The following is a 13,876-nucleotide window of genomic DNA, read 5'->3' as shown; positions in this document are numbered from 1 at the left end:
AATCTCCCTCCCATTACTTCAAAAACTGTAAAGCAATCCATACTTGCTTATTATTAATTCCTTGGTTATGAAATTTAAAAATAATTTTATCTCCGGCCTTTAATTGCATATAGGACATAAGACTTATACCTTCTGGTATTTTTTTTGTATAAATATCCTCACAAACAATACCGTCATTTACAATAAGCGACCATTTATCATCGATTTCATACATAGAACTACTCACGCTAATGGCATAAAACTCCATGTCAATTGGTAATACGTATTCCATCTTATCTTCTGTCCATGCTTTAGAATCCATTATAAAACCTTTCATATACGGAAAAGTTTTCGTTGGATAAAATGGCGCATCTAATCGGCCACCAGCTATATAAGTTGTTTCAAACAAAGGTAATCACCCTTTTTATTGTATTAAAAAATCCCCATACATCATTACGACACATCGGGAATTGGTAAATCTGATAACATACCGTTACCTTTATTAATAAGCCTTGGTTGTACTCGATCCAATTGTTTATTTGCGTTATAAATTAGTTGAATCTCCATCTTTTTACCTGTTATTTTATGGGATATAATGACCTTTTCAAGTAGTGCTTGTCCATTAAAAACCAAATCGTAGTGCAGATATTTATCTCCATCAACTGCCGATAAACGAGCACCATCACGAACCAGTGTATACCCTTCGGTCATAGCCTCTTTAAAAACATCATTTGGATCGTTACCAGGCATCGGTTTTCCACCGCTGTAAAATTCTCTATCAATTAATCCTTTCATTAAATACATAATAGGATCATATAAGTTCTTTTGCATTATCATAGAATCACCCCTAATTTACCCTTGTAACAGACCAAGTTTTTGCTGGCCTTTGGGTATAATAGTGATCTTTATCTTGATTTACTCGAGGAAATGATAAATCTGGTAAGGAACCATAATCGAACAAGATATTATTCTTGGTATCTAGTACTTGCAAACGGCCTGTAAGAATCCCTTTAGGATTTCGAACCGCTTCAAATACAATGATATTTACTCCATATTCAAGCGAAATATCAACGTATGTAGGATTGTTCCGAATAAAATAATTTTCTTCGACTAATTTATTGTTACAATAAATATTTAATAAATCTCCATCCTCTACATCCCAATCCCAAAGCTTTAATCTTAATGTATCAACATTTACTGTGATTCCTGCTATATCTGTATATGGGGTAGGTTCATACCCATAGTTAACAGATAAATCTAAAGTTTGATAGAATCCATCATCAGCAGAAATCATTGTGTTAATTCCTTTAACAAAGTAGTTCCATTGTTGCCCAGAATCCCTATTATAGACGGAAACCACATCAAACAATTGAATTCGCGGATCCCCTATCACAGCAACTGTTAATGTTCTGAACTTTTGAATCGCTTTTAAATGATAAGCTGCAGCAACTGCCCTTCTTGCAAAGAATGTTGTTGCCCAAGGTACTTCTATCATTTCCTCTCGCAAATCCCCTAAAGAGACATTTTTAAGTAAGAATGAATTAATAAAACCATTAGCATAATCTCCACATTTAATAACAATACTGTTACTAATGTCCTGATCTGTTAATTGCATATCTAAAGAGATAAGGTTTTCGCCTTCTCTAAAACTAAACTTTGCAGGCTCATTAATTGCATAGTCTGGCATTTTCATAAATGTACAACTTCCATCTGGTTCATGTTTAATGTAGTGGAATGTTGTATCTATAATATCCCTTACAATTTCATCCCACTTTTGAAACCTCTTTCCAGTTGCCCCTTCAACAATCCAGCTTTGATTTGTACCGGGAATATTTACCCTACTACCGTGTAATGTAACTCCTGCTTTTTCAAGGAAGAATTTCACTACATCATACACATTTCCAGTCGGTGCAACAATTTCATCTGATCCCGGCGTTGGAATTACTGATTTTTGTAGAACCTTTTTATAAGATGTTGTGCAGGTAACTGATATTGTGCCGCTTTCGGCATTCACCTTTACGTCAGATACAAAACCATGTATATACGGTAAAGCTTCTTCACCATAACCGATAGAAACCTTAAATTCAGTCTGCGGATATAGTTGGTTTGTGTTTGTTACTTCACTGTTGTAAAACCATTCTTGAATGGAAGAAAACTTACCATACCAGTTATCAGGTGCCATTTGCCCATATTCATTAGCAAAGGTAATAGAAAATGTACTTGCGAACTGATCTGCGTTCTCTTGCACTTCCAGGCTTACTACACGATGTTGTATTTGTACATAAGAAGAAGATTCTCTTTTTTTCATATAAACAATTAAATTAGGAGCATTATTCCCCACTTGGAAATAGCTCCCCAACATTCTGATTAAAGAAATAGATCCTTCTCTCACATTCCATCAACTCCAATACCTGCTTGTGACATAGATATTAATTTACACTTTGCTATTACTAGTGTTCCTTTACGTATTGCATCAACTTCATTAGGCGGTATTATACCACCATAGGTACCGTAATCACCTGTAATAATATGAGGGCGATATATTTCACTCATGAACTCACGCCAATGACTGATATCATTGAATAAAGCAGTAAATTCTACTTCACATCCTTTATTACCAGTACTTTGGTAACGAGGATATCCATGCATAACATTGTAATTTTTTAATCCGTTTAAGGATTTAGGCATTTTCGTTTGTTCAATCATTGCAATTGTAGGTATCGGTCCATATGCATGATAATAAACATCGCGCAAATAGGCTACGTCAGAAGAACCGTAACCGATTGTTGTAAATTCAATTGTTTGTGGCCCTGCACCAACAAAAATTTCTCTTGCTTCCCAGGCATAAGCACCTCTTGCTCTAAATTTTTCAATACCATTTACTCGAACAATAAAGTATTTATCTGGTAACATACCATCAGAACCAATAGGAACTTGGGACATAAAAGAAAAATTATATGTCCCAGGCCATGAAAAATTAATAGTATATTTAATTGTACTTTTTAATTCTGTAACATCCCATAAGAGATGATATGAACCAGCTCTTCTATGCAATGTTTTTAATATACTCATACATTACGCACCGCCATTCCCATTAGATCGTCAGCAACTACGTTTTGTAGTAATTTTCTCATTTTCACAAAATCCTCTGCAGTTTGCAATTTTTCAACAGCAACTTTGAATGTAGCATTTTGAATTGTAACACCTTTATCTGTTTTCTTTTCAACAGAAGAGTGTCCAGCAAATGGATGTGCAGATTTTCCAATCATATCAGCAGAATGTGCCCCCATTTGTCCAATTCGGGTAGATACATCCGTTACTAGTTGCATCGGTTTCGGTGGAACAACCGCTTTATTTAACAATCCAGAAGCCTTGTCCACAGCCGGGATCATTTTTTCCATCCCTACACCAAGACCTTCTGTAATATATCCGCCGTACTCCATCATTAGACGAGAAGGAGATTTTATACCAAAGAAACTTTTAACTGCTTTTGGTATTCCGTCTACAACGCCTTTAGCTTTATCAACAACCCAGCCAGCCATAGATGTCATACCTTTACCAATACCAGCAATAATATCTTTCCCCCAGCTTACAGCGTCGTTTGCTATCCCTTTCACTATAGAACCAACTTTACCGAATACATCCTTTACTGTATCAACAATGCCGTCAAACGCTCCGACGATAGCTTTTTTAATTGCTGCAAAGTTACTTACTATGAAATCTCTAATAGCACCAACAACACTAAATATTGTGTTTTTTATCTTATTAAAGTTATCCACCACAAAGTTAACAAATGTCCGAACAGCAACTATTATTGTTTCTTTAATAAAATTCCATGCGGTTACAATAATAGACTTTACGATATCCATTACAGTCGTAATTGTGTTTTTTATAAAATGAAATGCTGTAACCACAAAATTCTTTATAGTCTCTAATACAGTTATAAAAACTGTTTTAATTACATTCCAAATCGTAGAAATAACCGTCTTTATTCCATTCATTACAGTTGTAATTATGCTATGAATTGCTTGAAACACACTACTTACAACTGATTTTAAGAAGTTTAATACAGTCGTAAAAATTGCCTTTATTCCATTCCACACTGTAGAAATGACGGTTTTTATCCCAGTCATCACAGTCGTAATTATGCTGCGAATTGCTTGAAATGCACCACTTATAAATGTTTTCAAAAAGTTTAGCACCGTCGTAAAAACTGTTTTTATAATATCCCAGCCAGTTTTAAAAATATTTTGCCATGTTTTAATAGCAGTAGAAATATAGCTTTTAATAAATTCTAAAGCAAACTTAACAACACTTTTTATTACGTTTAGCACTGTATTAAATATCGTTTTTATTAAATTCCAACCAATTTCAAATGTCTTTTTCCATATGTTGATATACATTGTAATTACAGTAGTAATTATTTTCCATGCCCCGCTAAGTATTTTATCTATAAACGATACCGCAGATTGGAATACTTTTTTTGTTCCTTCCCAAAAACTTGAGAAAAACTTTGACAAGCTATCCCATACTGACTTCGCAACTTTAACGATAGCATCCCAGGCTTTAGAACAAATATCACTGATCCATTGCACTGCCTGCTTTGTATATTTCACAATTGAATCCCAATTTTTATACAGCACATATACTAAACCAACCATTAAAAGTATTGCAATGCCCCATGGACTTAATACTAATGAAAACATTGATTTTCCAAGACCAGTCAATATCTGTGCGAACTCACTAAAAACTTTAATTAGTTTTAAGGCATCTTTAATAATCGCCGTAATTGCACCCGGTATTTGCATTAATGTTTTAACTATATTTACAAGGCCACCAATGATTTCACTCGCCTTAGATATAAGACTAGAAACAGATTTGATTAACTCAACCGTTTGCTTCAACGATGGTATTACTATATTGGAAATCTTCACGACTTGTTGAGCGATAGGTTGAATAGTTCCAGCCAAACTCTTTGCATCTTTTTCAGTTAACCCAAGCATATCCTGTAGTTTTTTTTGAGAACCTTCCACATCGGTAGCAAATTGTAAAGCTTTGCTATTGACTTGTTCTATAGGTTTTGTAACTTTATTTGAAATAGTGTCACCAAATGTTTGCATTTGCTTACTAATATTCCCAAGAGAATCTGCTGATTTTTGGATTTTTTCTTGCATTGTATTAGAGGCTTTTTGCACTCTCTCTTCAAACTTTTCTACACCTTTATATGCCTGATCCGCTTTGTTACCAATCTTCCCAAAAACATTGGTCGCTCCGTTACCAAATTTTTGAATTTGGCCATTTATTTGATTAAGTACTTCTGCTGGTTTTTGAAATTTTTCTTGTATGTTCTTAGAAGCCTTTTGTAAACTTTCCTCAAACTTTGCTAAATCCTTATAAGCTTCATCTGCTTTAATTCCAATTGTACCAAACAACTGGAATACTTCTGTAAACATTCACTCCCCCCTTTCTAACTAGGAAGTTTTTTATTCCTTATCGTCTTCAAACTGAAACTCTGCAATCAGCTTATTTGCATGGTCGATACATTCCTCTTTGGACCAAACTTCCATAGTCTCATTTTCTTCCCCATCCGACGTAGATTCCGTAAGTCCAAAAGCTTGCAAATAGTCCTGAAAAGTTGTTCCTTCTTCTAATTGCCTTGTTTGAAATCCGATAAAGGCCATCTTTTTCCATTCATTTAATTCTTCTTGCTGCTCTTCCTGACTAATAAAAGAAAATAAGTCCATTAAACGAGAATACGGTATGGATAAGACATAATCATCTGTCCATCCATACCGTTTTTGGACTTTATCAAAAGCCCTTAGCATATTTTGCTCTGTTTCTTCTATGTATTTATTAGAGTCATTTTCTACATTTCTTGTTTGTTCCACTTGAGACTTTGAGATTTGATTAGACCCTTGACCTGATTGAAAAAAGACATTAAATCTTCACTTTCTAATAATCCCTCAATAACTGCTACCATGGCTTCTGGTGGTAACTGATCGAATTCTTCACGCTTAATCTGTAATAGACTAGAGAAAAATTCCGAAAACTCATCTTCACATTCCGGAATCATAGACAATAATTGAAAGACAAACTCTAAACCCTTTTCTTTTTTTTGTTTTTCAATTTCATTTAACTGTTCTTGTTGCTCTTCATTCATTTGAGCCAATTGAATTTTTTCATCAATTTCATTCTTTTCTTTCCCAAACTCCATAAAATCAGTCATTGCATGACGACCAACTTTAGAAATAATCTTAGTAAAACGCCAAACATCTTTTACATTTAAACGTCTCATCTTCATCTTCTGACCTGAAATTGTAATTTCTGTACTATTATGCATCATTTTTTCTAGCATTGTTGTCATATTCAATATCTCCTTTTATAACCTAAAAATAAAACCTACAACTTATTTACTTGTTGTAGGTAATTTAGGTGCTTTTTTCTTTGGTAAATAAATTTCATAAGGGGGTGTATTAGGCGAACTTTCACTATAATGACCAATAAATTTGCATTTAAGTCCTACAGTTCCTTTACCATCTTTTAAATCAATTTCTACAGAAGAAACTACCATTGCATTTCGGATAACAAAAATAACCGGAATATCACTTCCTGAAACTACACCTACTATTGCAATATCACTATAACTTGCGTCTTTAATTTCATTGGTTGGTTTTACAATGTTATAATCGTTATCAGTCGTACTATCTACATCTACGCCTGGTAGAGCTAACTCTAAATTTTCTTTCGTAAATTCTACTAGTGTAACCTCCATATGTGGTTCATCTTTTAATAGCCATTTTCCGCGAACTAGTTTTCCTAAAACACCATCAATATCAGCATCATAGTATTCTCTAGTAAACCCGACTTTACAGCCACCTGTAGTAGCTCCTAACATCTCACCTAGGTCTTTAACACTTTTAAAACCTTTATACATTACACCCGGTCCAATAACAAAATTATCAGTTGTACCCTCACGTACACCATTAATAAGCTTCCAACTCATTTTTTTCCCTCCTTAATATAATTCCATTCTTCCTACCCGTACAAGAAACTTAATACTAATATGAATAATTGATGGATCTTCATCTGGAACTGTAATACTGCCTGCTCGATGAATTGTAATAATACCAGAATCTCTTAACAATCCCGCTTCTCTGTCTAACAAATGTTCTATTCGCCTTGAAATTACATCCGCTTTTTCATAATCACCTTGGCCACAATATATATCAAAAGTGAGGATCATACGATCAATTACCTCTATATCATCTGGATTATTAGATTCAATTCTCATTACCACATAAGGCATTTTCATATCATTTTGTGCAGTTTGAAATGTCAGAGCGGGCTCTCCTTCATATTTCGATAAATTACTTTGCACAATTGTATCTTTCTCAATAATATTTCTAATTGTTGCAATCGCTTTTGTCGTCATTGTTCTCCTCCCAATGTCCTTTTTAATTCCCCACGCTCTTTTTCAAACGTTTTTAAGAAAAAAGGTCGGGCTTCTACAGTACTTGTACCATTTTCGACATACACCGCTCTTTTTAATTGACTTCCAATCGTACCTACTACTTCGGTATCTGTAATATGTAAGCCATATTTAATAGAATCTTGTAATTCTCCCGTTCTAGAAGCAAATGTCTCTCCTGGTTTTGAAGCAATATATGTGCGACTTGATCGTGGAATTTTATACTTCACACCATTGTGACTACCTGATACTGTTTGTTTCATTTCTCGTTGCAGTTGATTGCAAGCACTTATAATTCTTTCTACCATCATTTTATTGAGTTGTTCTTTAACCTGTTCTACATTACGTGTAACCATGAATTCCGATGTATTCGTCATTTTATTCCAACAACTCACAATACAATTCAATATGGTGATTTAAAAATGATGGATTTCTTGGTTCTCCCCTTACCTCAAATACATAATCATGAAAATAAATTACATCATTTGTATGGATGTTATGTTCTGCAGAAGTATAAATTTTAAAATTCGGCTCAAAATTTTGTTTATTTCTTTTTAACCTTTCATTATCTACTGCTGTGTGTGTCGTTACCCGACACTTCATTCTTTCATAAATAATGACAGGCTCTTCTTTAAAATTTCCTGCCGGCTGTTTTACCTTTTGATTCCTTTTCACAGTTACTTCATGTATATATAATTCTTCCATATCTAATGCTCACAGCCTATTCTTTCATTCATAATGCTATTAAAGGGTTTCTACTTCGGTATTTTTTTAATACTTTTAAAATCTTTTTATTAACAGTTTCTTCATCTAGCGATTCAATATTTATTTCATATGAATAATCTCCGATATTTGCTGATTTTTTCATATTTTCATATTGTAGATTTGTTCGAATTACCGCATAACACGTCATATCGATGATGCATTTTTTCATTAAAGTCAAAAGCCCATCATAATCTTGTATGGTATACTCAAATTCATATAATTGATTCTCACTTAAACCATATACAGTGCAACCATCAGAAAAAACTGAACTGGTAACTTCTTCTCCAGAACCAATATGGATTACCTTGATTAAATTTTCTGCTCGAAAAGAAAGCCAAGCCAATTTACTTGTTCTAACTTTCTCTTTCATTGGGTTACTTGGCTTACTTCTCAAATAGTTTTTAGTAATCAATTCATATTGACTAATGAGCTCCTGGATTACCGTATCGGGCATTCGTTGAACATTTACCCTGTTCTTTATGTCCTGTACAGTAATTTCCATCCTTCCACCTCTTTTACTTCTCTTTCTTTTTAACCTCTATACTATCTATTAACTTAAAATGTCCTGTACTTAGTAAATAGTTTGCTTTCTCATTTGCAACCTTTTCCTTTACTCCGTTAAAAAAAGTATAGCCATATGCAGTATATGTACCGCCTAATTTTAATTCTATAATCTTCATATACAAATTACCTTACTTAATTTCCAAATTTATCAGGTATATTAGTAAGAATTGCTACTGCGTCCATTTCTTGAATAACTGCATCATCATCCAAATGAATAACATAGAAACGCTTATCTTCCATAACAGCAGATTTACCTTCTACAGTCTTACGAACTCGCGTGTCATACGTATTTACCGCAATAAAGTTTTTAGGATCTGCAAAAATAATTACATCATCTTGAATAGAAGGGACTGTGACAATCTCATACCCCAACGGCTTATTCACTTGATCCCCTGTACCTAATAACGCAGCATCTCCTAAACCAGTTGAACGAGTTGTTAAATATTCAATCCACTTTTCTCTACGAGCAGGTGACATAATCCACTTTAAACCTTCATTTTTATATTTATTAGGCATCGCCTTAGATAAATTAAAGATTGAGTCTTTACTAAACCCAGCGCTAGCTTCAGCATCTCCCGTTCCCGTCACTAATTTAAAATGATCGACAATATGAGATTTACTTGATTGTTTAATTTGTTTTAACCAGCCATCATTAATTTGTAGAAATGGGTCCTCTGAAGTTACATCCCCATTCCAATGAAGGTCTTCAAGGTCAATACCTAACTGAGTTGACATTAATGTCATAACAGTATCTTCATATCCTTCACCTTCGATATTTTCTCGAAGTAGCTCCTCCGTAATCTCCCATGGTAAACGAATAGAAACTGTATCATATTCAACTTTCGACGTTTCTACACCTGCTCGATAGCCATCATCACTATTTTCCATTTTCCTACGTAAAATTCGACCACCGATTGCAATTTTATCTAATTCACCTTTTTTCGCTTTGCGAATCTCTTTACGATGCAATTGAGAAAATGGAGTTGCATCAAATACCATTCGGAAAAATTCTTTACTTTGTTCCGGATATAATAGCCCCGCTTTCATTCCTCCTGTTGTCATTGTACTCTTTTCAATTCGTTCAATACGTGCTAATAATTCTTTATTATTCATAGATTCATTTCTCCTTATCTTTATAGATCTAATCCTACCCATTTATTTACTGGTTTTCTCATCTCGTTTGTTGGTTTGGCATCAGCCCCAAGACTTTTACGAACTTGTGCTGATCGCTCAATTACTTCAAGTCTCTTTGAAATGGGGTCTATTACCTTCTGAATAAATTCACTTGTCTTTTTAGATTCTCTGTCATTTTCTAATTCATTAGTATCATGAGTTGATTCAAGTTCTTTATTTAACTGTTCTTCCAACTCCTGTAATCTCTCAAGAAAAGGACCCATTTCTCTCTTTACAATGTCTGCAATCTCATCTGAATTTTGATCTGCGTTTTTTTGTAACTTATTTTCTTTAATTTGGTTCATCAAAGAAATCATTTCATCAAATTTTTTATCATTTTTCTTATATAAGATTTTGCCTACTTCATTTATGGAATTAATAGTAATATCATCCGGCGAGAAATCTGTATCACCACCCTTCATTGTATTTAAAATGTCCTTCATTTCATCTAAGGTGGAAACCATTCGCTTAATATCTACATTTCCCTCCCAAATCCCAACATAAAATACATCTTCAAACAAATTAAATACATTTTGCATCTTAGAGTTTTGTTTACTATTTACTGACTGATTATCCATCTCCTGAGTTTGTTCCTCGTCATAATGTGACTTAAAAAAATTAAACATCTTACGAATTACACCTTTCTCATCTTGTGTAAACTCATCCATTTGTGGCATCTCCATTCTTTCTCCAACCCCTCCCATCGAAAAGCCTGTAATTTTCCCTTTTTTGATCTCTTTCCATGTTTCACTATCGTCTACTCGAACAGTCATAAGCCATGTTCCTTTTTTAATATTTTGTTTTCCAACAACCGTATTATTTTTAGAAATCCAGCTTTCTACTACTGTTCCTTTTCCTGCCAACTCGTCATGGTTTTTATCTATATATCTATATTTCTCCAAAAAATTATAAGCTGCTCTTTCAATTTCTTCAGCCGTCATGATATCACCATGTGCATCTTCTATATTTGGTTCATAAACAACCCCTGTTACAAGTTGTTTTTCATCTTCCCTCTTTAAAATAGGGACATTTTTCAAAACGTTAGAACCATTCATGTTCATACCCTTCATAATTGCAAATGGCCTACCATTAGCCCCCTTTGTTACTAATGAAACATAACTAATTTCTACATTTTTCAATTCATTTGGCATAATATATTCCTACTTTCTAGCAAGACTACTAAATCGAGTTTGAATCTTCATTTAAAAATTTATCTCCTTCTAGAACTGGTTCGTATCCAATAACTTTTCGGCATTCATTTCTTGTTAATATACTCTTTTCGTATCCATCTATTGCGTATTGCATATCACTTGCTCGATCATCTGTATCAATTTCATTTAATTGAAACTGCCAGTCCAATTCCCCCAATGTTCCTGTAAACTCTTTAAATAATTGTGTATTTAATCGATGTTCTAAAATTTGTTGACCTGGTTCAATAATTGATCTTTTATACATTTCATTCATTTCTTTTGCTGTCGTCTGTCCAAGTGATCCTGTCATAGCCCAACCAATTCTATATGGTGGAACTCGATGAGCTACACAAATTTCCATAGCATTATCTTGGCGATATAAACGAAAACTCGCTTCTTTGACATCAGGCCCTAATTTCTCTAAGCGAGCTTTGGCTCCTTCAGGGACAGGAACAACTGCTAACTTATGATGTTCTCCTTTTGTTTCGACAGAGAAAAATGTTTTTAATTCTCTTTCAACTGAATCATCTATTTCATCAACACCCTCAACAAACAAAACAGCATCTGGAATTGTTTTACCAGTGAAATAATTAATATTGTAATCTCTTACAGCTTGTGATCCTACAATGGAACCAATAGAACTCACATAATCGGGAATACCATAGTATGATGATCTAGAACCAAATTTACGAATTACAATAACTTCACCAGCTTTTTCTTCAGTGTCTAATAACGAGTTTTCATCTAAGCTATCACTAATGATTTCTCCATCTACTAACCTAAAATCATATGGATAACTAAATCTTTTAAACCATCTCTCCTCATTATTTACAATCTGTGCAAATCGAATCTTATCTTTATGCGCACGTACCGTATGTGCTGGAATATGGTGAAGCTGCGTTGGTTCTCCTTTTAAATTACGAACAACCTCTATAATTCCCCAACCTACAGTTTCATAATCCTCCCAAACTGCCCTAAGTATTTCGCTACTTGTCATTTCATTGTTGCAATACCTCATAAAACGCTTTAATTCTTTATATTGTTCTTGATTTGCCTCTGTCACTTCATCTAGCGGTGCAAAATCAAATCCCATACCAGCAATATCATTTACTTTTGCACTAATACATGCCGAGTGAATAGGGTTACTTTCTCTCAAATTTAATAATACTTGCATATCATATGGAGGCTTTACTAGTTCTTTATCACCGTACACTTGTGCAAATGGATCAATTGCCATTTGTTTACTTTGAAGTTCCTCATTACGTAAATTCATCTCACGATTTTGTAATTTAAGTACTTTCACATTCTTAATTGCTTTCTTCTCAACCATAAAACCTATGCCTCCTTTCATATACAAATCATCTATTCAATGTTTTTCATAAAAACTTTACCAATATAAAAAAGCTGAACATTACATGTTCAGCTAAACTCTTTTTATTTTTCCACCCATTATTTTTTTTTGCTTAGTAAAAAAGTATTCTAAGGCTTGTGACGTTGTATCTACTTGATCATTATGCTTACCAGATGGGAAAGAAGCTAATTCATCTACATAATCATATACCCAAGATTGTATTTTAGGATTAGGTATATATACATTTCCAGATTGAAATTCAGGGGATATCGCCTCAGCACGTGTTTCTTTTGAACCCTGTGGATTTATAGGAATAATACCACTTATTTCATTCTTCAATGAACTAATAATGGCAGGGCCATTTGCTTTTTTTTCAACTAATTTCGGAATGGACTTTTTAAAACCAGAATTCCGAAGAATCGACTCATATTTATGATGAAAAACAACAAATGCTTTCTTTGTTTCTAGGAAATTCATTTGCGCTCTCACTTGATCAATTAAATATTTGTCTCCATCTATTTTTCCCCAAATCTGTCCAACCACAAATGAACTTTTATTTGTAGTATTATCAAAAGCCATATCCCAGGAAGTAATGATTTGATCAAATTGTTCCCAATTTGGTAACACATCATAATATTGAAACCAGTTCCTTTTAAAAATATTCCCTATATCACTTGATGGTTTTTGTTGCCATAAAGATAACCAAGAGCGTGCAGAGGAAAACTTCTTTTTATCTTCATAATAATTTTGGCCATAGTGTTCAACCCATAAGCCTCTTCCTATTTCTCTGTTCAATGGATCATCCCTTGACTCTGCTATAGCAGGAATTGATAACACAGTCCATTTCTCCTGTTCTTTCTCTAACAATCTACCAGCTAAATCGTCCTCATGCCATCGCGTCAAAATTAGAATTACCTTTGCACCTTTTTGTAAACGTGTAGATAAAGTATCTTCCCATTCATCCCATAGTCTATTTCGGTATGTAATTGATTCGGCCTCTTGGCGATTTTTAATAGGGTCATCAATAATTAATAAATCTGCTCCTTCCCCTGTAATCGAACCACCAACTCCTACAGACAACATTCCACCAGAGTGGTTATGTAGTGCCCAATCTGTTACGGAACCTTGTCGCTCATCAATTCTAATATTAAATATTTCTTTACCAAACTCTTCAATCTTAGCACGATTTCTTCTACCAAACTTTTCAGCTAAACTTGATGCATAAGATACCTCTATAACTCTCTTATTTGGATACTTTCCTAAATACCAACTTGGCAATGTTTCTGTTATAGACTGTGATTTTGAATGCCTAGGTGGCATAAACACCATTAATCTATTAGTCGATAATTTCTCTTCAATTAAATCTTGGCAAATCTTTGTTATTAA

At 33.9% G+C, this 13,876-nt stretch carries 17 protein-coding genes; all 17 read right to left on the bottom strand.

What is annotated here, in order from left to right; genetic code table 11:
• Window positions 1–13: 13 nt before the first annotated feature.
• On the bottom strand, window positions 14–388 hold the full coding sequence (locus N2V79_RS28145) for a hypothetical protein (protein WP_000464270.1): 375 nt from the start codon (window positions 386–388) through the stop codon (window positions 14–16).
• Between the two features lie 44 nt (window positions 389–432).
• Entirely contained in the window at window positions 433–816 is a 384-nt protein-coding gene (locus N2V79_RS28140; RefSeq protein WP_069603979.1) for a hypothetical protein, read from the bottom strand.
• A 10-nt stretch (window positions 817–826) separates the two neighbouring features.
• Window positions 827–2,371 carry a hypothetical protein gene (locus N2V79_RS28135; RefSeq protein WP_001206668.1) on the bottom strand — a complete coding sequence of 515 codons (1,545 nt, stop codon included), beginning with the start codon at window positions 2,369–2,371 and terminating at the stop codon, window positions 827–829.
• Window positions 2,368–3,051 carry a hypothetical protein gene (locus N2V79_RS28130; RefSeq protein ID WP_000025596.1) on the bottom strand — a complete coding sequence of 228 codons (684 nt, stop codon included), beginning with the start codon at window positions 3,049–3,051 and terminating at the stop codon, window positions 2,368–2,370. Before N2V79_RS28130 ends, N2V79_RS28135 begins: the two co-directional genes overlap by 4 nt.
• Window positions 3,048–5,432: a phage tail protein gene (locus N2V79_RS28125; protein ID WP_340720454.1), complete on the bottom strand. Its 2,385-nt coding sequence runs from the start codon at window positions 5,430–5,432 to the stop codon at window positions 3,048–3,050. Before N2V79_RS28125 ends, N2V79_RS28130 begins: the two co-directional genes overlap by 4 nt.
• A 30-nt stretch (window positions 5,433–5,462) precedes the next feature.
• Entirely contained in the window at window positions 5,463–5,867 is a 405-nt protein-coding gene (locus N2V79_RS28120) for a hypothetical protein (protein WP_000438520.1), read from the bottom strand.
• A complete protein-coding gene (locus N2V79_RS28115; protein WP_000210326.1) occupies window positions 5,846–6,343 on the bottom strand; it encodes a hypothetical protein in 498 nt (165 codons plus the stop codon). Before N2V79_RS28115 ends, N2V79_RS28120 begins: the two co-directional genes overlap by 22 nt.
• A 42-nt stretch (window positions 6,344–6,385) precedes the next feature.
• Window positions 6,386–6,982, bottom strand: a complete 597-nt coding sequence (locus tag N2V79_RS28110; protein WP_000118565.1) for a hypothetical protein — start codon at window positions 6,980–6,982, stop codon at window positions 6,386–6,388.
• Between the two features lie 12 nt (window positions 6,983–6,994).
• The gene (locus tag N2V79_RS28105) at window positions 6,995–7,411 is read right to left on the bottom strand and encodes a hypothetical protein (protein WP_000208342.1); all 417 of its coding nucleotides are present in this window, start codon (window positions 7,409–7,411) and stop codon (window positions 6,995–6,997) included.
• On the bottom strand, window positions 7,408–7,824 hold the full coding sequence (locus N2V79_RS28100; protein WP_025117878.1) for an HK97-gp10 family putative phage morphogenesis protein: 417 nt from the start codon (window positions 7,822–7,824) through the stop codon (window positions 7,408–7,410). Before N2V79_RS28100 ends, N2V79_RS28105 begins: the two co-directional genes overlap by 4 nt.
• A 1-nt stretch (window position 7,825) precedes the next feature.
• On the bottom strand, window positions 7,826–8,152 hold the full coding sequence (locus N2V79_RS28095) for a hypothetical protein (RefSeq protein WP_000392019.1): 327 nt from the start codon (window positions 8,150–8,152) through the stop codon (window positions 7,826–7,828).
• Between the two features lie 28 nt (window positions 8,153–8,180).
• Window positions 8,181–8,714, bottom strand: coding sequence for a hypothetical protein (locus N2V79_RS28090; protein ID WP_000406978.1), 534 nt, complete (start codon window positions 8,712–8,714; stop codon window positions 8,181–8,183).
• Between the two features lie 13 nt (window positions 8,715–8,727).
• Window positions 8,728–8,892 (bottom strand): YqbF domain-containing protein, encoded by a 165-nt coding sequence (locus N2V79_RS28085; protein WP_000691127.1) that lies wholly within the window; start codon window positions 8,890–8,892, stop codon window positions 8,728–8,730.
• A gap of 16 nt (window positions 8,893–8,908) precedes the next feature.
• Window positions 8,909–9,889 carry a phage major capsid family protein gene (locus tag N2V79_RS28080; protein WP_001060156.1) on the bottom strand — a complete coding sequence of 327 codons (981 nt, stop codon included), beginning with the start codon at window positions 9,887–9,889 and terminating at the stop codon, window positions 8,909–8,911.
• Window positions 9,890–9,909: 20 nt separating this feature from the next.
• A complete protein-coding gene (locus N2V79_RS28075; RefSeq protein ID WP_340720453.1) occupies window positions 9,910–11,100 on the bottom strand; it encodes an XkdF-like putative serine protease domain-containing protein in 1,191 nt (396 codons plus the stop codon).
• A 28-nt stretch (window positions 11,101–11,128) separates the two neighbouring features.
• Window positions 11,129–12,469 carry a phage portal protein gene (locus N2V79_RS28070; RefSeq protein ID WP_340720452.1) on the bottom strand — a complete coding sequence of 447 codons (1,341 nt, stop codon included), beginning with the start codon at window positions 12,467–12,469 and terminating at the stop codon, window positions 11,129–11,131.
• A 93-nt stretch (window positions 12,470–12,562) separates the two neighbouring features.
• Window positions 12,563–13,810, bottom strand: a complete 1,248-nt coding sequence (gene terL, locus N2V79_RS28065) for a phage terminase large subunit (protein ID WP_002094259.1) — start codon at window positions 13,808–13,810, stop codon at window positions 12,563–12,565.
• Between the last annotated feature and the right edge of the window lie 66 nt (window positions 13,811–13,876).

The organism is Bacillus sp. CH_70 (assembly GCF_038007045.1).
In the GTDB taxonomy this organism is placed as follows: Bacteria; Bacillota; Bacilli; order Bacillales; family Bacillaceae_G; genus Bacillus_A; species Bacillus_A cereus.
This window is presented reverse-complemented; position numbering and strand designations above follow the sequence as displayed.